At 68.4% G+C, this 18241-nt stretch carries 18 protein-coding genes; 10 read left to right on the top strand and 8 right to left on the bottom strand.

The window, feature by feature from the left end:
- Positions 1-26 precede the first annotated feature (26 nt).
- Positions 27-2045: a CocE/NonD family hydrolase gene (locus tag O3I_RS37360; RefSeq protein ID WP_014988241.1), complete on the top strand. Its 2019-nt coding sequence runs from the start codon at positions 27-29 to the stop codon at positions 2043-2045.
- Positions 2046-2051: 6 nt separating this feature from the next.
- Here the strand turns inward: O3I_RS37360 and O3I_RS37355 are convergent, their stop codons facing one another.
- Together O3I_RS37355 and O3I_RS37350 are read right to left on the bottom strand one after the other, a co-directional pair.
- The gene (locus O3I_RS37355) at positions 2052-2702 is read right to left on the bottom strand and encodes a TetR/AcrR family transcriptional regulator (protein WP_014988240.1); all 651 of its coding nucleotides are present in this window, start codon (positions 2700-2702) and stop codon (positions 2052-2054) included.
- Between the two features lie 36 nt (positions 2703-2738).
- Entirely contained in the window at positions 2739-3794 is a 1056-nt protein-coding gene (locus O3I_RS37350; protein ID WP_041563120.1) for a membrane protein, read from the bottom strand.
- 111 nt (positions 3795-3905) lie between these two features.
- On the opposite strand from O3I_RS37350, the gene O3I_RS37345 reads away from it, so the two are divergent.
- Together O3I_RS37345 and O3I_RS37340 are read left to right on the top strand one after the other, a co-directional pair.
- Positions 3906-4340 carry a MarR family winged helix-turn-helix transcriptional regulator gene (locus tag O3I_RS37345; RefSeq protein WP_014988238.1) on the top strand — a complete coding sequence of 145 codons (435 nt, stop codon included), beginning with the start codon at positions 3906-3908 and terminating at the stop codon, positions 4338-4340.
- Positions 4341-4371: 31 nt separating this feature from the next.
- A complete protein-coding gene (locus O3I_RS37340) occupies positions 4372-5598 on the top strand; it encodes an epoxide hydrolase family protein (protein WP_014988237.1) in 1227 nt (408 codons plus the stop codon).
- 28 nt (positions 5599-5626) lie between these two features.
- Here O3I_RS37340 and O3I_RS37335 read toward each other — a convergent pair whose 3' ends face one another.
- From O3I_RS37335 to O3I_RS37315, 5 genes are all read right to left on the bottom strand, one after another.
- The gene (locus tag O3I_RS37335) at positions 5627-6316 is read right to left on the bottom strand and encodes an HAD family hydrolase (protein WP_081594232.1); all 690 of its coding nucleotides are present in this window, start codon (positions 6314-6316) and stop codon (positions 5627-5629) included.
- Positions 6313-7548: a cation:proton antiporter gene (locus O3I_RS37330; RefSeq protein ID WP_014988235.1), complete on the bottom strand. Its 1236-nt coding sequence runs from the start codon at positions 7546-7548 to the stop codon at positions 6313-6315. Before O3I_RS37330 ends, O3I_RS37335 begins: the two co-directional genes overlap by 4 nt.
- 189 nt (positions 7549-7737) lie before the next feature.
- Positions 7738-8055: a helix-turn-helix domain-containing protein gene (locus O3I_RS37325; RefSeq protein ID WP_014988234.1), complete on the bottom strand. Its 318-nt coding sequence runs from the start codon at positions 8053-8055 to the stop codon at positions 7738-7740.
- A complete protein-coding gene (locus tag O3I_RS37320; RefSeq protein WP_041563119.1) occupies positions 8052-8417 on the bottom strand; it encodes a type II toxin-antitoxin system RelE/ParE family toxin in 366 nt (121 codons plus the stop codon). Before O3I_RS37320 ends, O3I_RS37325 begins: the two co-directional genes overlap by 4 nt.
- A 75-nt stretch (positions 8418-8492) precedes the next feature.
- Positions 8493-9212: a uracil-DNA glycosylase gene (locus O3I_RS37315; RefSeq protein WP_014988232.1), complete on the bottom strand. Its 720-nt coding sequence runs from the start codon at positions 9210-9212 to the stop codon at positions 8493-8495.
- Positions 9213-9582: 370 nt separating this feature from the next.
- Here O3I_RS37315 and O3I_RS37310 point away from each other — a divergent pair, with 370 nt between their 5' ends.
- From O3I_RS37310 to O3I_RS37285, 6 genes are all read left to right on the top strand, one after another.
- Positions 9583-10026 (top strand): GyrI-like domain-containing protein, encoded by a 444-nt coding sequence (locus O3I_RS37310; RefSeq protein ID WP_014988231.1) that lies wholly within the window; start codon positions 9583-9585, stop codon positions 10024-10026.
- A gap of 34 nt (positions 10027-10060) precedes the next feature.
- A complete protein-coding gene (locus O3I_RS37305; protein WP_014988230.1) occupies positions 10061-10495 on the top strand; it encodes an effector binding domain-containing protein in 435 nt (144 codons plus the stop codon).
- Between the two features lie 778 nt (positions 10496-11273).
- Complete coding sequence (locus O3I_RS37300) at positions 11274-13091, top strand: putative bifunctional diguanylate cyclase/phosphodiesterase (protein WP_042258020.1); 1818 nt, start codon at positions 11274-11276, stop codon at positions 13089-13091.
- Positions 13088-14101, top strand: a complete 1014-nt coding sequence (locus O3I_RS37295) for a GAF domain-containing protein (protein WP_014988228.1) — start codon at positions 13088-13090, stop codon at positions 14099-14101. Before O3I_RS37300 ends, O3I_RS37295 begins: the two co-directional genes overlap by 4 nt.
- Before the next feature lie 84 nt (positions 14102-14185).
- Positions 14186-15313 (top strand): glycosyltransferase, encoded by a 1128-nt coding sequence (locus O3I_RS37290; RefSeq protein ID WP_041563118.1) that lies wholly within the window; start codon positions 14186-14188, stop codon positions 15311-15313.
- Positions 15314-15383: 70 nt separating this feature from the next.
- The gene (locus O3I_RS37285; RefSeq protein WP_051066833.1) at positions 15384-16247 is read left to right on the top strand and encodes an SDR family oxidoreductase; all 864 of its coding nucleotides are present in this window, start codon (positions 15384-15386) and stop codon (positions 16245-16247) included.
- Here the strand turns inward: O3I_RS37285 and soxR are convergent.
- Positions 16216-16701, bottom strand: a complete 486-nt coding sequence (soxR, locus tag O3I_RS37280; RefSeq protein WP_029900455.1) for a redox-sensitive transcriptional activator SoxR — start codon at positions 16699-16701, stop codon at positions 16216-16218. The two genes, O3I_RS37285 and soxR, sit on opposite strands and share 32 nt — an antisense overlap.
- 240 nt (positions 16702-16941) lie before the next feature.
- Here soxR and arcA point away from each other — a divergent pair, with 240 nt between their 5' ends.
- Positions 16942-18240, top strand: coding sequence for an arginine deiminase (gene arcA, locus O3I_RS37275; RefSeq protein WP_237748203.1), 1299 nt, complete (start codon positions 16942-16944; stop codon positions 18238-18240).
- Position 18241: the final 1 nt, after the last annotated feature.

Raw genomic sequence — 18241 nt, 5'->3', positions numbered from 1 at the left:
GAAGGATGATCAGACGCCGACGTCCGATGAGGTTCCTGGCTGCCATCGTCACCGCCGGCACGGTGATCGCGGGGGTGGCCGTCTCGCTCACCTCCGGGCCGGCGGCCGCGGGCAGCGATTCGCTCGACGCGCAATTCATCGCGACCCATCAAGGCCCGCAACAATATCCGAACGTCTATATCGACTGGGACGTGCCGATCACCATGAGCGACGGCACCGTGCTGAAAGGCAATGTGTACCGGCCCGCGGACGCATCGGGGCAACCGGTGGCCGAGCCGATGCCGACCATTGTCAATCTCACGCCGTACACGAAACTCATTGCGAATATCGCGGATTCGGCGCTGGCGGTGCCGGGACTCGGCGAACCGCTGCTGCGTATTCTGCAGGGTTTCGACCTTTCGGCCTACGGCATGAGCGGTCTCAGCGACCTCATGCGGGCGTTGCCCGGCGGTGCCGCGCGGACGTTCGGCGTCGACCGCAAACTCGTGCAGAGCGGCTACACCCAGGTGGTCGTCGACGTGCGCGGGACCGGCTTCTCCCAGGGCATGTGGCAGGTCTTCGGTGATCGGGAACAGCAGGACGGTGCCGAGGTCGTGGACTGGGCAGCGGCCCAGCCGTGGTCCAACGGCAAGATCGGCATGAGCGGCATCTCGTACTCCGCGATCAACCAATTGCACACGGCCGAACGGCAACCGGCGGCCCTGCGCGCGATCTTCCCGATCGTGCCCGGCAGCGACCTCATCCGCGATGTCGCCGCGCCCGGTGGGGCGCTCGGCATCGGGTTCATCCCCGAATGGCTGCTCGCGGTCGACGGCACCAAGCTGATCCCCGACCTGGTCTCCATCATCGGCGGCAAGTTCGACTGGACCTGGCTGGCCGATCGGGTCCGCGACCCGTTCACCTTCTTCAACCTCATCATCGAAGCGCTGGCGACACCGAGCATCGATCAGATCAAGCCGGAGATGCGGGCCATCCTCGACGAGGACAGTCCGCTGCGCACCGCCTGGATCGGGCACCCGGAGCGGATCACCGTGCCGACCTTCGTCTACGGCGGCTGGCACGACATCTTCACCTACTCCTCGCCGCGCATCTTCAATGCGGTGAACGTGCCGGACGACCAGAAGAAGCTCGTCATGGGGGACACCTACCACGTGACCACCGGTGCGGGCCTCGGCCTTCCGGGTGCGCCGCCGGCGTTGGACGTGCTGCAGCGGGCCTGGTTCGACAAGTGGCTCAAGGGCATCGACAACGGCATCGACGGATACGACCAGGTGCACCTGTGGCAGCAGGGCGGCGGGTGGACCACCGCACCGTCGTTCCCGCGTCCCGGAATGGATTACCGCCGGATGTATCTGGACGCGGCATCCTCGGGCACCGCGCCCGGCAGCGCCTACGACGGCAGTCTCACGGCCGCACCGGGCGGACCCGCGCGCGTGACCATCGCGCCCGGCCTGTCCACCCTGTGCTCCCGCGACGCGGCGCACGGCACGGCGGGCATCATCGCGGCCTTCGACATCTGCACGAAAGACGCGCGGATCAGCGAGACGAACGCGCTGACGTTCACGACCGCGCCCGTGCGCCAGGCGACGCAGATCTCCGGCCCGATCGCCGTGCACCTCAACACGGTGCTCGACGCCACCGACGGCTACTGGACCGTGACGGTGAACGACGTTGCGCCCGACGGCCGTTCGACGGTGTGGAGCACCGGTCAGCGCACCGCGTCGTTGCGCGCGGTGGACGACGCGAAATCCACCCGCTCACCCAACGGCGACTACACCGACCCGTACCCGATCCTCACCCTGGACAGCCGCCGGCCGATCGTGCCCGGGCAACCGACCGTGGTCGACCTCGGCGTCTTCGCCACCGACGGTGTGCTGCAACCGGGGCATCGGCTGCGCGTCGACGTGTTCGCGGGCAACTTCCCGAGCAGTATTCCGTTGCGCCCGTTGCTCAACGAGAGCGAACTGAAGCCGCAGCACCTGCAGCTCGACCCGAACGAGCCCAGCTGGGTGAACATTCCGGTGTCGGGCGACACCGGCTGGTGAGTGTGCTCAGCCGGATCCCAGCAGCGCCAAGGCCGCTCGGTTCAGGATTGGCGCCAGCGCGGGGAGCGCCTGCGGGCCGAATTCGATGAGGGTGGCGCGCACCCGATCGTCGATGCCGCCGGTCAGCACGTCGACCAGCTGCGGGTCGGGCGCGGTCGCGAGATCGCCGTCGCGCACGCCGATCCGCGCCGCGGCGAGCATGCGGTGGGCGAACATCCGCTGCACGCCCGCCCGGTGCGCGGTGAGTCCCGGGCCGGCGGCCAGGGTTTCGACATGCAACGCACGGGCTGCCGCGGGCTCGGCCGCGAGGAAGTCGAGGTAGGCGGTCAGGGTGCTACGCACCAGGTCGCGGAAGCCGCGGGCGCCGGACTCGGCGACCACCCGGTCGAGTTCGCGCGCGACCACCTCGACGACGAAATCGAATGCGGCGGTGAAGCATTCCTCTTTGCTGTCGAACAGGCCGTAGAACGTGCGCCGGGCCACCTTGGCGCGGCGCACGATATCGGCGATCGTGGTCGGCCCGTAGCCCTGTTCCGCGATCGCCTCCAACGCCGCGATGCACAACCGATCCCGCTGCGAGGTGACCACCTCGTCGCGGCTCAGCCGGTGCGGGCCGCGCGGTAGTCGATCGGGAACAGCGCTGGTCAGGACAGTCATAGTGGGTCAATTCTGCCACGGTGGCCGGAGGCGCAGCTATTTTCCGGCGGTGTGCGCGCTGACCAGGGAGCGGCCGCCGGGGTGGCGGCCGCGCCAGATCCAGAACACCGCGCACGCGACGAATGCCCAGCCCGCGAGCACCAGGAACGGGAAAAGGTGCTGGTGTGCACGGAAATACACCGCGGTGTGCTGGGCGTTCACCGAGGCGCCGGGCGGCAGCCAGCGGCCGATATGGCCGAGCAGCGACGGCAGCAGCGGCCAGGAGACCGCGCCGCCGGAGGACGGATTGCCGAGCAGCACCATCAGACCCCAGGTCGGCAGGATCGCCCAGCGGCCGACCAGGGTGTTGAACATGGTGAACACCATCCCGGAGGTGAACATCGTCAACGAGAGAATGCCGCAGGACTCCAGGAACGGCAGCCGGACCGCGCCGAGCACCCAGTCCACGATCGCCGCGATGGCGAAGCCGCCGACGAGCGAGTAGGCCGCGGTGAAGCCGATCCGTTCAGCGGGGGTGAGCGCGGCGGCGTGCACGCTGAACTGCGTCGCGCCGATGAACCCGATGACCACCGCGGCAAGCGAGATGTAGAAGATGGCCAGCCCGCGCGGATCGCCCCGCTGCAGCGGCACGATATCGGTCACGTCGACCGGAACCCGTGCCGCGGCGCCCGCGGTCGCCGCGGCCTCGCTCAGCAGCTGCGCCACCGACTGGCCCGAGGCGCCCGAGACCTCGAACGCGAGGCCGCCGGGCCGCGTCGTGAGCACGCCGAAGACCTGCTGCTCCTCGACATCCGAGCGGGCCGCCGCGACGGTGGCATAGCTGTGCGGGTCCAGTGAATCGTCCACGGCGCGCTGCAGCCCGGCGAGGAATTCGCGCATCGGCGCGTCCTGCTGGGAACCGACCACAGCGATCGGGATGTAGCGGGGCGTCGGATTGGCCAGCGCGTAGGTATACGACCCGGCGAAGAGCCCGGCCGCGGCGCCGACCAGCAACACCAGCACGATCGCGGGCAGGAAGGGCGAGGCGCGCACCATCGCCCACCACTCGCTCGCCGTGCGCCGCCGCTCGTGCTGGCCGTGCTGGTTAGCCATTCCTGCACAGTAGGTCGCACCAACGGTGACGCTGCTGACCGCGAGAGTGTCGGCAAGTCATTTCCGATATTGCATAAGCAGCTTAAATAAATCAGTGATACATTTCCGGATATGGGTGCCTTGGTGGAGCTGGCAGACAACCTCGCCCGCGTGATGGGCGAGTTCACCCGCCGGTCCATTCGGCTGCCCACCGCGGAGAAACACACGTTCACCACGCTGTCGGTGCTGCACACACTGGCGCACAAGGGGCCGCTGCGGCTGACCGCGTTGAAGGAGACCGAGCAGATCACCCAGCCCGCCATCACCCAGCTCGTGCAGCGGCTGGAACGCGACGGGCTGGTCCGGCGGACACCGGACCCAGCGGACGGCCGGGCGACCCTCGTGGCGGTCACCGCCGACGGCGCGCGGATCGTGCAGACCCGGCATCAGGAACGCGTCCGCCGCCTCGCCGAACTGGCCGAGGCCCTGTCCGCGGAAGAACGCCGCGCCATCGCCGCCGCGCTGCCCGCTCTCGAACGGCTGGCCGTGCTCATGGACGCGCAGTGATCGCCGCTTCGCTTGTCCCGGAAGGAATCTCATGACGGAACCTGTCCCGTTGACCCCCACGCCGATCCACGTCACCGACGACGTATTGGCCGATCTCGATACCCGTTTGCGGCTCACCCGCTGGCCCGACGACGTGCACAACGACGACTGGAGCTACGGCGTCAGCCGCCGCTACCTGCAGGAACTCGTCGAGTACTGGATCGGCGAATTCGACTGGCGCAAAGCCGAAGCCGCGATCAACGCCTATGAGCACTATCGGGTCGAGATCGACGGCGTGCCGATCCATTTCCTGCGCAAGCCCGGTGTCGGTCCCGCACCGACACCGCTGATCCTCACCCATGGCTGGCCGTGGACCTTCTGGCACTGGGCCAAAGTGATCGATCCGCTGGCCGATCCCGCGGCGTTCGGCGGCGATCCGGCCGACGCGTTCGACGTCATCGTGCCGTCGCTGCCCGGATTCGGCTTCTCCACGCCGCTACCGGAACATCCCGACATGAACTTCTGGAAGGTGGCCGACCTGTGGCACACCCTGATGACCGAGACGCTCGGCCACCGGAAGTACGCGGCCGCGGGTTGTGATGTCGGCGCGCTCGTCACCGGCCAACTCGGCCACAAGTACGCCGCCGAACTGCACGGTATCCATATCGGCTCCGGGCAGAAGCTCACTCTGTTCAGCGGCGACCGGGCCTGGGATCTCACTGGCGGGCAACCGATTCCGCAGGGACTGTCCGAACCGGCCTACCGGCAGTTGCTTTCGCTGGAACGTCGTTTCGCGGTGCACCTCGCGGCCCATCTGCTGCAACCGAGCACGCTCGCCTACGGTCTCACCGATTCACCCGCCGGCCTGCTCGCCTGGATCCTGCAACGCTGGGTCACCTGGAGCGCCAACGACGGCGACGTGGAACAGGTCTTCAGCAAGGACGACCTGCTCACCCACGCCATGATCTTCTGGGTGAACAATGCCATCGGCACCTCGATCCGCTACTACGCCAACGCGAATCGCTACCCGTGGGAACCTGCCCACGACCGCGTCCCGGTGGTCGAGGCCCCCACCGGCATCACCTTCGTCGGGCACGAGAACCCGCCCGGCGTCACCACAGCCGAGCAGCGGGTGCAGAGCTGGCTCGCCAGCGATCGGGCCGAGTGGTACAACCACGTCAACCTGACCGCGCACGACGAGGGCGGGCACTTCATCCCCTGGGAGGTGCCGGACGCGTGGGTCGCGGACCTGCGCCGCACCTTCCGTGGCCGGCGCTGAGGCCGAAGCCGTTGCGCTGGAACGCTGTTCAGCCGGGGAGTCGTTCGGCGGGATAGTCGTCGAGCGAGCGGTCCCGGTCGCCGACGATCACCGGATGGGCGACCAGGTCGAACATGGCGGCGTCGGAATGGTGATCGCCGAACGCGGCGCAGGCCGACAGGTCGATCTGCGCGCGCGCCGCGTAAGCGTGCAGCGCCGCCGATTTGTCGTCGCCGACCATGGTGGCGGTGACTTCGCCGGTGTAGCAACCGTTCTCGACGGCCAGGGTGGTGCACAGGATCTCGTCGGCGTCGATAGCCGCCGCGATCGGGCGCAGGGCGGCGTCGAACGAGCCGGACACCAGGACGATTCGGGTGCCGGTCGTGGCCAGCAGTTGAAGGCGCTGCCGCACCGCGGGATTGAAGAATTCGGAGGTCGCGAGCCGCGCGGCGAACCACTCGCGGCCGACGCCGTGGACCTCGGCGACCGAGCGCCCCGCCCACAGCCGGTAGAACCAGCGATGGGATGCGGCGCGCCCCATGCCCTGCGCGCGCAGCACGAAGAACTCGCGGATCGTGGCCGGGCCGTCGATATCGGTGCGGCGCTCGGCGTCGAAGCTGAACAGGGAGAGGAAGGTGATCTCGCGGACCAGGGTTTCGTCCACGTCGACGAAGGCGGCGGGCACCCGCCCTGCCGAGATGTTCTGTGGTGCCGTGGTTTCCGATGGTCGGCCGGTCATGATCCGGACCGTACCCCATCCCCGGCCGCCGGCGCGGGCTCGGCCGACTTGCCGGTCACGCCGAACAAGTGCAGCAGCGGGGCGGTCATCGCGGTCGTCACCAGCGCCATCACCACGAGGATCGAATACAGTTGCACGCCGATGAGCCCGGTGCTCAATCCGATGGTGAGAATGATCAATTCGGTGAGCCCCCTGGTGTTCATCAGGCTGGCCAGCCCGGCGGCCGAACGCCGGTCGATCCCGGTGAACCGTGCGGCGGCGTAGGTGCCGCCGAGTTTTCCGGCCAGCGCGGCGAGCAGGATGACCAGCAGTTCGGCGATGCCCGCCTTGTCGAGCGAGCCCAGATCCACCTGGAGACCCGCGATGACGAAGAAAGCGGGCAGGAAAACCGAACTCAGCAGTTGCGCACCGGATTCCACGACCGGCCGGTGGGTGCGCGGGAAGATCACACCGAACAGGAAGGCGCCGAAGATCAGGTGCAGACCGATCCATTCGGTGGCCGCGCCGAAGAGCAGCGCGCCGGAGACGGCCAGGAACACGATCATGTTGTTGCGGTTCGCCGCACTGGAATTCGAGACCCGGGCGAGCAGCGGTCGCACGATCCACCAGATCGCGGCGACCAAGGGGAGGAACAGCAGCAGCCGCCACTGCTGCCCGGCGCCCGGTTTGGCCATGCCGATCACGAACGCCAGCACCGTCCACGCCAGGATGTCGTCGATCGCCGCACTGGCCAGGCTGAGCTGCCCGATGCGGGTGCCCATCATGCCCCGGTCGAACAGGATGCGGGCCAGCACGGGGAACGCGGTGACCGCGAGCGAGCAGCCGATGAACAGGGCGAACACGAGCCGGCTGCCGTCGTGGTGCCGGGGCAGCACGGCAAGCGCGACAGCACATCCGAGCAGGAACGGCACGAAATAGGCCGACAACGACACGCTCGCCACCACGCGCCGGTTGCCGTCGAACGACCCGCGGTCGATCTCCAACCCGGCCAGGAACATGAAGATCATGACGCCGACGTTCGCGAAAGCGGCCAGGTAGGAACGGATATCGTGCGGAAACACGATCCCGGACAGGTGCGCCCCGAGAATCGTCGGCCCGGCGATGATCCCGGCCGTGATCTCACCGATCACCGCGGGCTGCCCCAACCGCTCGGCCAGCCGCCCGAGCACCCGCGCCGCCACCGCGATGAGCACCAGATCCAGCAGCAAGAACACCATCTGATCACTGGGCATGCCCGCTCCGTCCGCTCCGGGCGTCCACGCCGCCCCCTTTTCCTCCGCCCCGCCCCCACCCTAAACGCCCGCCCGACCACTCCCCGTCCGCTCGCGGGCAACGCCCGGCGGCGCAACCGGCCAGTCGGCTGAACCTCCTAGGCTGGTGCTCATTTGACCGGCGTGGGTGTCCACGCCATGGAACGGGGATCAAGCGATGGCGGCCACTTCACCGTCGTCGAACTGGATCGACTGGCGCAGCCGTCCGCCGAGTGCCGTGGCGTATCGGGCCAGTAGTTCGTAGCCCGCGATCTGTCCGCGTTCGATCTGGGAGATCCGTCCTTTGGTGACGCCCATCCGCGCCGCGATCTGTTGCTGTGTCAACCCGCGGGAGCGGCGGATCTCGGCCAGTCGGTGCCCGATCATCTCCGCGAGCAGTTCCTCTTTGCCGACGGCGACGGCGTCTTCGCCGCCGGCTCGTTCGACGAACTCGGCCCGGATGTCTTGCCAGCGTGAGTATCCGGTCATCGCGGGTTCTCCAATTCCTCTCGGCGCTCTTTCAGATAGGTCTCATAGCGGTGTTCTGCCAGCGGAATTGCCGACCGATACCACGATCTCCACTGGCGGTCCTTGTCCCCGGCGACCAAGAGCACGGTCGATCGCCAAGGGTCGAAGGCGAACAGAATGCGGGTAGTGCCGGTTCGAAGTTCTTTCAGGTTCGGCAGCTTCGAACCCGTTAACGTGTCGACGAGCGGACGCCCTAGTCCGGGGCCGTAGTCGGCCAGGATGTCGATGGCGTGCACCACCCGGCTGTAATCGGGTTCGTCCAACTGCGTGATCCAATCGCGGACCTCGTCGACCACGTAAATGTCCCAACCAGAGTCTGTCACCTCGAAGAGTATAGGAATCACTATACCCGCTGACGCGGTTTTCGGCAGGTCGAGAACTCGTCAGGGCGAATGCGCCTATTCGAGGTCGGCGGCGGATTTGGCGGCGGTGAGGACTTCTTCGACCATGGTGGGGGTGAGGCGGCCGGTGAAGGTGTTCTGCTGGCTTACGTGGTAGCAGCCGAAGAGGTGCAGCGGGGCGCGGGCGGGGGTGGCGGGGGTGAGGACGTAATGGGCGCCGTGGCCGAATTTGGGGCGGGGGCGCGGGATGGTCCAGCCGGCTTCGGCGAGGACGGGGAGCAGGGCTTGCCAGCCGAAGCCGCCGAGGACGACGACGGCGCGGACGGTCGATGCGAGTAGCGCGAATTCGGTGGCGAGCCAGTGCCGGCAGCGATCCCGCTCGTCCGGGGTCGGCTTGTTGTCCGGCGGCGCGCAGTGCACGGGCGCGGTGACGCGGACACCGGACAGGCGCAGGCCGTCGTCCCGATGGATCGCCGTCGGCTGATTGGCCAGGCCCACCGCGTGCAACGCCGCGAACAGCACGTCACCGCTGCGGTCACCGGTGAACATCCGCCCGGTCCGATTGCCGCCGTGCGCGGCGGGCGCGAGACCGACCAGCAGTAACCGGGCGTCGTCCGGGCCGAAGCCGGGAACCGGGCGGCCCCAATAGGTTTCGTTCCGGAACGCGGCCCGCTTGGTCTGCGCCACCTGCTCGCGCCAAGCCACCAGCCGGGGGCAGGCGAAGCAGTCGGCGACCGCGGCGTCCAGCTCGGCGATGCTGCGGTAGGCGTCGGTCACCCGATCACCCGGATCATGGCACCACCAGGCACGGACGGCCCGGTTTCCGGCTCGACGTCCTGCACTCCCGACGTGACATACAGTCCACCGTAGTTGCCGACGAATTCCGAGGCCGAGCGCAGGCGAGTCCCCGGCGCCAGGGCCACGCCCGCGACCTGGCGGCACGCCGGAGGTCCGCGTCGATCCGCAGCGGCGAACCGAGGCCCCGATTCCGGCTTTGTCCGGTCATCTGTCCAGTTCAGCAGCCTAGTGAGGACAGATAACGACCCGGACATGTGATCGTTACCACGCGGTCTGTGTTGATAGCATGGCCTTTCTGACCGACCGGATGCGGGCCTCGCCCCCGGATTCACCTCGAAAGAGTCTTTCCATGCAGTTTGAAATCGTCGAGCGGGACGAAACGTGGGTTGCCGGGTTGCCGGTGCGCAGCCCCAAGCGTGCGCTCGGAGAACTGCGGGATCACGATCTCGAGGCCGCCTGGGCGGCCGTGTTGCATCAGGAGCTCGGCGGGCCGCTGGCCAGTGCGTACACCGACTACACCGGTGAACTCGGCACGTACAACACTCAGATCGTCGGCTACCGGTGCGCCTCGTTCGGCGAGGTCACCCGTGGTCATCTGGTGGCCCGGCTGCCGCGCGGCACGTATGCGCGGTTCTCCTCGGTCGGTAACTTCCCGCAGGTGATGACCGACCTCTGGACTCAGATCGCGTACGCCGAGGAACACAACCAGATCAAACGGACCTACACCGGCGATTTCGAGTGTTACCCGCACGCGTACAAGATCGAGCTGTACCTGGCGGTCGACGCGCGATGATCGAGGCGATTATGTGTTCAGGCGAGGCGCGGTCATGACCTACGCGATCGCGGTGCGTGGTGAGGCGATCTACGGCGGCCTGGTGGTGCCGCGGGTGCGCCCGAGCTTCAAGGTCAGCAACAGCGACCTGATCGAGTTCTTGAAGGATCGGCTGCGCGACCGCAAGGGCGCCGATCGGCCGATGTACACGGTGTATGTGCCGGATCCGGCGGGCAACTACAACGCCGTGGTGTGCTTCGACTACCGCGAATCCGAGGCGGTGCCGATCGGCGACGTGCTGGTCCGGGTGCCGAAGGGCGTCTACGCCCGGTTCGCGCCGAACGGGGATTACCACGATCCGGTCGAGGACGTCTGGGCGCAGGTCGACGACGCGACGGCCTCGGCCGAGATCACCCGCGCCTACCGGGAAGAGATCGAGATCTGGCAGGGCCACGATTCCGTCGAGCTGTTCATCTCGATCCTGGTTTAACTTGCCGAAAGTTAGCTGTACTAGAACCGACCGGTCGACACGCTATGCTGTTCGACAGCGAGACGGGTTCTGACCAGGGCTGATTTACGGGCACGCACCCAGTTTTCGGAAGATTAACCAGACGTCTGGTCAATTCTGGTCGGATGACGGATACTGCCCTAGGCAAACTCGTCCGAGAAGCAGAATTACGGGTGAAGATGTCGACCCCGGTTCGACGACCGCGTGCGGATGCGGAGCAACGGAGTAGGAACGGTATGGCTGTCGAGGCGAGCGCCGCGCACGCGCGGGCCCGGGTTGCTGGCGGTCTCGGCGGGGGGATTGCAGGCCATTTCCCGCGGGGTCTCGATTCGGAAGATCACCTCCGGGTCGATCCGATCTGGTGGGATAATCGAGCTGGTCGGGCAGTTGCCGATGGATTGCAAGGTGCGCCGATACGCGTCGGGCAGCGTGGTCGCGGAGCGTGGGATACCGACCCCGGAACGGTGGGGTGAGCCGATGGGTGCACACAGCAGCCGAAAAGCGCGACTCCCCAGCGCACCGGCCACGAGTTTCCCGCATACCGTGGATACACTGGCGTCGCTTCGTTTCTCGGATCTACTCGAAGTACCTGAGCATGAGACCATGGCGTTGGTGCAATGCCTGAGCGATCCGGCCGCTGCCCCGGCGAACAGCAGGCGGCGTCCGATGCCGGGCGTGGACACCCGTGGATAGCGTGATCGGAGACAAGGTGCCTCGGCGGACGCTCGACTCATTGGTGACCCAGGTCGCCTCCGAGCTGATGGGTGTCGACGCCACGACCATGGCCGAGGCGACCGAACGGGTCCTCGCGCAACTCGTCGAGTATTTCGACGTGGACTTCAGCTACGTCCGGCACACCGATCGCGAGCGCCGGGCGTCGGTGCTGATCGCGGAGTGGCCGCATCGGCCGCAGGTGCCCGACCCGGATCCGCTCGAGGTCGTCTACTTCGAGGGCGCCGATCCGGTGTTCCGTGCGTTCGAGCACGCGACCGAGCCGATGATCGCGCGGCCGACGCCGGAGTTCGCCGACTACCAGGAGACGATGCGGCGGGCCTCCGGCATCCCCGTCGTCACCACCGCCGCGGTCCCGCTGCTCTCCCGTGGCGAGTCGACCGGCGTGCTCGGTTTCATCAAGACTGGCGATCGGGAGTGGAGCACCCGGGAACTCAACGTGCTCAAGGCGATCGCCGCACTGTTCGCGCAATTGCAGGCCCGGGTGGTGGCCGAGGAACGGCTGCGCTACATCGCGCTGCACGACGACCTGACCGGCCTCGCGAACCGGCGTGCGCTGCTCGAGCACATGGACGAGCGGTTGCGCCCCGGCAGTCCGGGGCCGGTGGCGGCGTTCTTCCTCGATCTGGACCGGCTCAAGGCGCTCAACGATTTTCTCGGCCACACCGCGGGCGACAACTTCATTCGCACGCTGTCCTCGCGACTGCGCGAGCACCTCGATCCGGACGACATGATCGCGCGCCTCGGCGGCGACGAGTTCGTCATCGTGCCCGCCAAGCCGATGGACGCGGTCGCGGCCGAGGAGGAGGGCACCCGGATCCAGCAGCTCATCGGGCGGCGGGTGACCGTGGGCGGAGAATCGGTGAGCCGTGCCGCGAGTATCGGTGTGGCCGTCGGCATTCCGGGGGAGACGACCGTCGCGGACGTGCTGCGGCGCGCCGATCACGCCCTGCTGTCGGCGAAATCGGGCGGCGGCAACGGTGTCGCGGTCTTCACCGACGCCATGCGCGCCCAGTTCGAGCTGCAGGACGACGTCGAGCTGAATCTGCGCGGCGCGGTGTCCGACGGCTCGCTGCTGCTGCACTATCAGCCCGAGGTCGATCTGCGGACCGGCCGAGTGGTCGCGCTGGAGGCCCTGGTCCGCTGGATGCATCCGACCAGGGGCCTGCTGCCGCCCGCGGCCTTCGTCACCGTGGCGGAGGCGACGAACCTGGCCGGTGAACTCGGTCGCTGGGTGATCAGGTCGGCGTGCGCGCAGTTCGCCGAGTGGCGTCGCCGCGGTTTGGCCGCGAATGTCGTGATGCGGATCAATGTTTCGCCGGTACAGCTGGTGAGTCTCGACTTCGTGGAACGGATCGAGGACATCCTGCGGTTGTTCGGCATCGACGGCAGCTCGATCTGCCTCGAGATCACCGAGCACGTGGTCGTGCAGGATCTGGCCCGCACCCAGGTGACGTTGCGCGGGCTCAAGCGCATGGGCGTGCAGATCGCGATCGACGATTTCGGCACCGGCTACAGCTCGCTCTCGCACCTGAAGGCGCTGCCGGTCGACGCGGTGAAGATCGACCGCGGTTTCGTGCAGCGGCTCGGCGCCAGCACCGACGACCTCGCCATCGTGAAATCCATTATCGGGCTGGCGGGTTCGTTCGGGCTCGGCGTGGTCGGCGAGGGTGTCGAGACGGCGGTCGCCGCGCGCACCCTGGTCGGCCTCGGTTGCTATCGGGCGCAAGGCTTTCTGATCGCGCGGCCGATGCCCGCGGACGAGGTGGAGGCGCATCTCGCGATGGGGCGCATCCCGCTCGATCTGGATCTACCGCGAGCGAGCCGAGGTGCGGCCGGCATATGACCGGCGGCCCCGACCACCTACGCTCTGAACACGATTGGCTGCTGATCGAGACCCTGGGGCGCGCGGCCGACGGTGCGCTCGAGGTGCCGACGCTGGTCGCCGACGGTACGAAGGTCAAAGACTGGGGGAGCCTGCTGCGGATCCGGCGGGAACTGCATGCCCTTGCCCCGCAGCTCGTCACCGAGGTCGTGCAGGAGTGCGTCGAGACCGCCGCCGCCGTAACCCGTTGTGCGGAGGGCCTGCTCGTGCTCGGTGCGCCCATTCGCTGCGCGTTCGACGAAGTGCACGGCGTGCAGGTGTGGGCGGCGCCGGACGATGTGCGCCCGGCCGAACCGCCGCGGGTCGCCGCGTGGGACTGGCAGGCCGACACCGAATTGGCCCACCACGGGCCGGGTTTGGAGGAATTGGTCTTCGCGCGGGCGCCCGCCGACGTGCGGGTGATCCGGACGCCGCCCGAAGCCTTCGGCCGCATGGTGCGTTTCGCGGGACGGATCGACTACTTCGAGATGGTGGGCGCGCTGCGCGGCCGGCACCAGAGCGAAGTGGACATGATCGGTGACGACGGCTGTGTGCGCACCTTCCAGATGGTCACGCGGGCCGATCCGGTGGCCCGCCGGATCCGTGCGGTGATGCACGAGTTCACCGACGCCGAGCCGGCCCGGCCCGATATCGACATGTCCATGCTGCGGGCGGTGTCGCGGCGCGCGGGCGACGGCGTCGGGTTCGTCTCGCTGTCCTCCGGCCTCATCTACGAATGGAGCACAGCGCCGGCGCCGCCGCTGGACCGCTGGGCGATCGAACGCCCGAGCCTGCATCCGGACGACAGCGCGCGATTCCGAGCCGCGTGCGCCGCACTGACCGAGTCCGCGGCCGACGACGCCACCGCCTTGCAACTGCGGGTGCGTTTCGACGGCACCGACTGGATCGCGGTGCGGGCCGAGCTCTGGCCGGTGCAGCCGGTCCAGCTCGGGCACGGTCTGATCCGGGTCTGGCACGAATCGGCAAACTAGGTTCGCCGGGTCTTTCACGGCTGTTCATGCCGCGTTCGGCGCATCGGTTCCGAAGATAACCCGACTGGCTGCACGATCAGCGAGGTGCGCATAGTTCAGCTTGCGAACTTCTACGGCCCGCGCTCGGGTGGGTTGCGCACTGCGTTGCATCACCTCGGTGAGGGCTACGTCGCGGCGGGCCACGAGGTGGTGCTCATCGTGCCGGGAGCACGTCGCTCGGAAGAGCTGTTGCCCACCGGTGTGATGCGAATAACGCTGCCCGCCTTGGCTATTCCGTGGACCGGCGGCTACCGGGCGGCCGATCCGCGGCGCGTCGCCGACGTGCTGACCGGGCTGCGCCCCGATGTGCTCGAGGTGTCGGACCGGCTGACCCTGCGCGGCTTCGGTCGCTGGGCCCGGCGCCGGGACGTGGCGGGCGTGATGATCTCGCACGAACGGCTCGACCGGCTGCTCGGCCAGGTGCTGCCGCGCGCGGCGGCCCGGCGCTGCGCCGACGTGGCGAACGGCCGCACCGCCGCCGATTACGACATCGTGGTCTGCACCACCGCATTCGCCCGCGAGGAGTTCTTGCGGATCGGGGCGCGCAATGTCGAGCTGGTGCCGCTCGGGGTGGATCTGGAGCTGTTCAGCCCGCGCCGGCACGACGGCAGGCTGCGCGCCGACCTCGGCGTGCCGGAGCATCCGCTGCTCGTGCACTGCGGCAGATTGTCGGTGGAGAAGCGGGTGGAGCGCAGCATCGAGGCGGTCGCGGCGCTGCGCGCGACGGGTACCGAGGTGCGGCTGGTGGTCGCGGGTGACGGGCCGCGCCGGGAGGCCCTGGAACGCCGGGCGCGAGCGCTGCCCGCGCTGGCCGGCGGGCTGCCCGCCGTGCATTTCACCGGGTTCATCTCCGAACGCACCGAGGTCGCGAAACTGCTTGCCACCGCGGATGTCTCGCTGGCGCCGGGGCCGCACGAGACGTTCGGCCTGGCCGCGCTGGAGGCGCTCGCGGCGGGCACGCCGGTGGTGGCGAGCCGCTCGTCGGCGCTGGCCGACATCGTGACCGCCGAATGCGGCGCGGTGGCGGCCGACCGCGGCTCCGCGTTCGCGCAGGCGGTCACCGACGTGCTGGCGATGCCGCCCGCGGGCCGCAGAAGGGCGGCGCGTAGTCGCGCCGAGCAGTACACCTGGCCGCGCGCGGTGGCCGGAATGCTCGCCGTACTGGGCCGCTGAGCCCGGTCCAAGTACCCTGCGGTGAGCCGGTTCGAGCAATTCGAGATGGGGATGCGCAGTGGTGCGAGGTATGGGGCGATCGGGCCGCAGGACGGTACGGGACGCGAAAGTGCTGATCACGGGTGCTGCCAGCGGGATCGGCCGGGCCACCGCGCAGGCCGCCGCGGCGGCGGGCGGACAGCTGGTGCTCACCGATATCGATGCAGGCGGGCTTGACACGACGGTGGCCGATATCCGGCGCGAGGGCGGGGTCGTGCTGGTCGCGAAGGCCTTCGACATCACCGACTACGACGCCGTCACCGCCTTCGCCGAACAGGTGCACGCCGAGCACGGCAGCCTCGACATCGTGATGAACATCGCGGGGACCTCGGCCTGGGGGACCGTGGAGAACCTCGAACACAAGCACTGGCGGCGCATGGTCGAGGTCAATCTGATGGGCCCGATCCACGTGATCGAGAACTTCGTGCCGCCCATGGTGCGCGCGGCCAGGGGCGGTGCGTTGGTCAACGTGTCCTCGGCGGCCGGTCTGCTCGCACTGCCGTGGCACGCGGCCTACAGCGCGGGCAAGTACGGCATCCGCGGCGTCTCGGAGGTGCTGCGCTTCGATCTGGACCAGCACGGCATCGCGGTGCACCTGGTGGTGCCCGGCGCGGTGGACACCCCGCTGGTGCACAGTGTCGAACTGGTCGGCGTCGACCGGGAGGAACCGCGCATCCAGCGCCTCACCGCGTCGTTCACCAAGCACGCGGTCGCGCCCGAGCATGTGGCGAAGGCGATCCTGCGCGGTATGGCGCGCAACCGGTTCTTGATCTACACGTCCTTCGATATCCGGTTCGGCTATTGGTGGGCGCGGAAATTCGCCTACCCCTACGAATTCGTGATGCGGCGCGCGAGCGCCCGATTCACCCGGTTGCTGGCCGCGCGGCGCAGTTGAGCTGCACGTCGAGCACGCGGGCGCCGGGCCCCTCGGTGCCGAGCCGGTCGTGTTCGTTGACCAGTTTGCAGCTGCCGAGCGACAGGCAGCCGCAGCCGATGCAGCCGGTCAGGTTGTCGCGCAAGCGAATCAGCTGAGTGATGCGGTCGTCGAGATCGGCGCGCCAGTTGGTGGACAGGGTCTCCCAGTCCCGGCGGGTGGGATTGCGGCCTTCCGGCAGCTGATCGAGGGCGTCGCGAATTTCGCTGAGCGGGATGCCGACCCGTTGGGAAATGCGGATGAAGGCGACGCGCCGCAGCGTCTCACGGGCGTATCTGCGTTGATTACCGCTGGTCCGGCGGCTGCTGATGAGTCCTTCGCGTTCGTAGAAGTGCAACGCGGACACTGCTACTCCGCTACGCTCGGAAAGCTGCCCGGGGGTCAGCTCCTTCGCACGCCAATCGGCTGTCGACATTCACGCTCCTCCATTCTCCTCAACAATACTTGAGGTTAGGGGTGCCTGGGGCGAAATCGGGACAACGGCATGTCCTCCCGTTCGCCTGGTCCGAACCGCTTCTGGCCTGGTCATAAGGGGGATACGTCAACTAACGCCGGCGGCGGTGGGTGCGGGCTCCGGTTAGCTGCGGACGCGGCAACACCGCAACGAAGGCCGGAATTACGTGCTCTTGTGGCCGCGGCGAACTACGGTCTGAGCATGGGAGCAGACGCTGTGCCCGCGCGGCACGGAGAGGGTTCGGACGCGGACGGGCTGGATCCGGACGGTCCCGGCTCGCGGTTGACGGTGACCTCCGAGGTCGGCACGCTGCGCACGGTGCTGCTGCATCGGCCCGGCGACGAATTGCGCAGGCTCACCCCGCGCAACAACGATCAGCTGCTGTTCGACGGCATCCCCTGGGTGGAGCGCGCGCAGCAGGAGCACGACGCGTTCACCGGGGTGCTGCGCGAACGCGGGGTCGAGGTGCTGCTGCTGGCCGACCTGCTCGCCGAAACCCTCGCGGTCAGCGGCGCCGCGCGGATCCAGGGCATCTCCGCCGCGGTGGACGCGCGCCGGCTGGGTCACTCGCTGGCCGATCAGCTCGCCGCCTTCCTGCGCGGCGTGCGGGCCAGGGACCTGGCCAACATCTTGATGGCCGGCATGACCTTCGACGAACTGCCGTTCGGCCCGGACGCCACCTCGCTGGTCCGGCGGATGCACCACGGCGCCGACTTCGTCATCGATCCGCTGCCCAACCTGCTGTTCACCAGGGACTCGTCGTTCTGGGTCGGCCCGCGCGTCGCGATCACCTCGCTCGCGCTGCCCGCCCGGATCCGGGAGACCTCGCTGACCGACCTGATCTACGCCTTCCACCCCCGCTTCCTCGGCGTGCGCCGCGCCTACGAATCGCACACCGCCCCCATCGAGGGCGGCGACGTGCTGCTGCTCGGGCCCGGCGTGGTCGCGGTCGGCGTCGGCGAGCGCACCACACCGGCGGGCGCGGAAGCGTTGGCGCGCAGCCTGTTCGACGACGATCTCGCGCACACGGTGCTGGTCGTCCCGATCGCGCAGAACCGGGCGACCATGCATCTGGACACCGTCTGCACGATGGTCGACCAGGACGCCTTGGTGATGTACCCCGCGGTGCGTGACTCGTTGTGCGCGTTCACCATCGAACGCGACGAGGACTACAGCGCCCGCAACGGCGACGGCCGGGTCAGCATGAGCGGACCCGACCCGTTCCTGGTCGCGGCGGCCAAAGCGATGGGCATCGACAAACTCCGGGTGATCGACACCGGGTTGGACGGCGTCACCGCGGAGCGCGAACAGTGGGACGACGGCAACAACACGCTCGCGCTGGCGCCGGGCGTGGTGGCCGCCTACGAGCGCAACGAGATGACCAACGCGCGGCTGGAGGACGCGGGCATCGAGGTGCTGCGCATCCCCGGCTCCGAATTGGGTTCCGGCCGCGGCGGACCCCGCTGCCTGTCCTGTCCACTTTCCCGGGATGACTTGTGAG

This window comes from Nocardia brasiliensis ATCC 700358, from assembly GCF_000250675.2.
Classification (GTDB): Bacteria; Actinomycetota; Actinomycetes; order Mycobacteriales; family Mycobacteriaceae; genus Nocardia; species Nocardia brasiliensis_B.
This window is presented reverse-complemented; position numbering and strand designations above follow the sequence as displayed.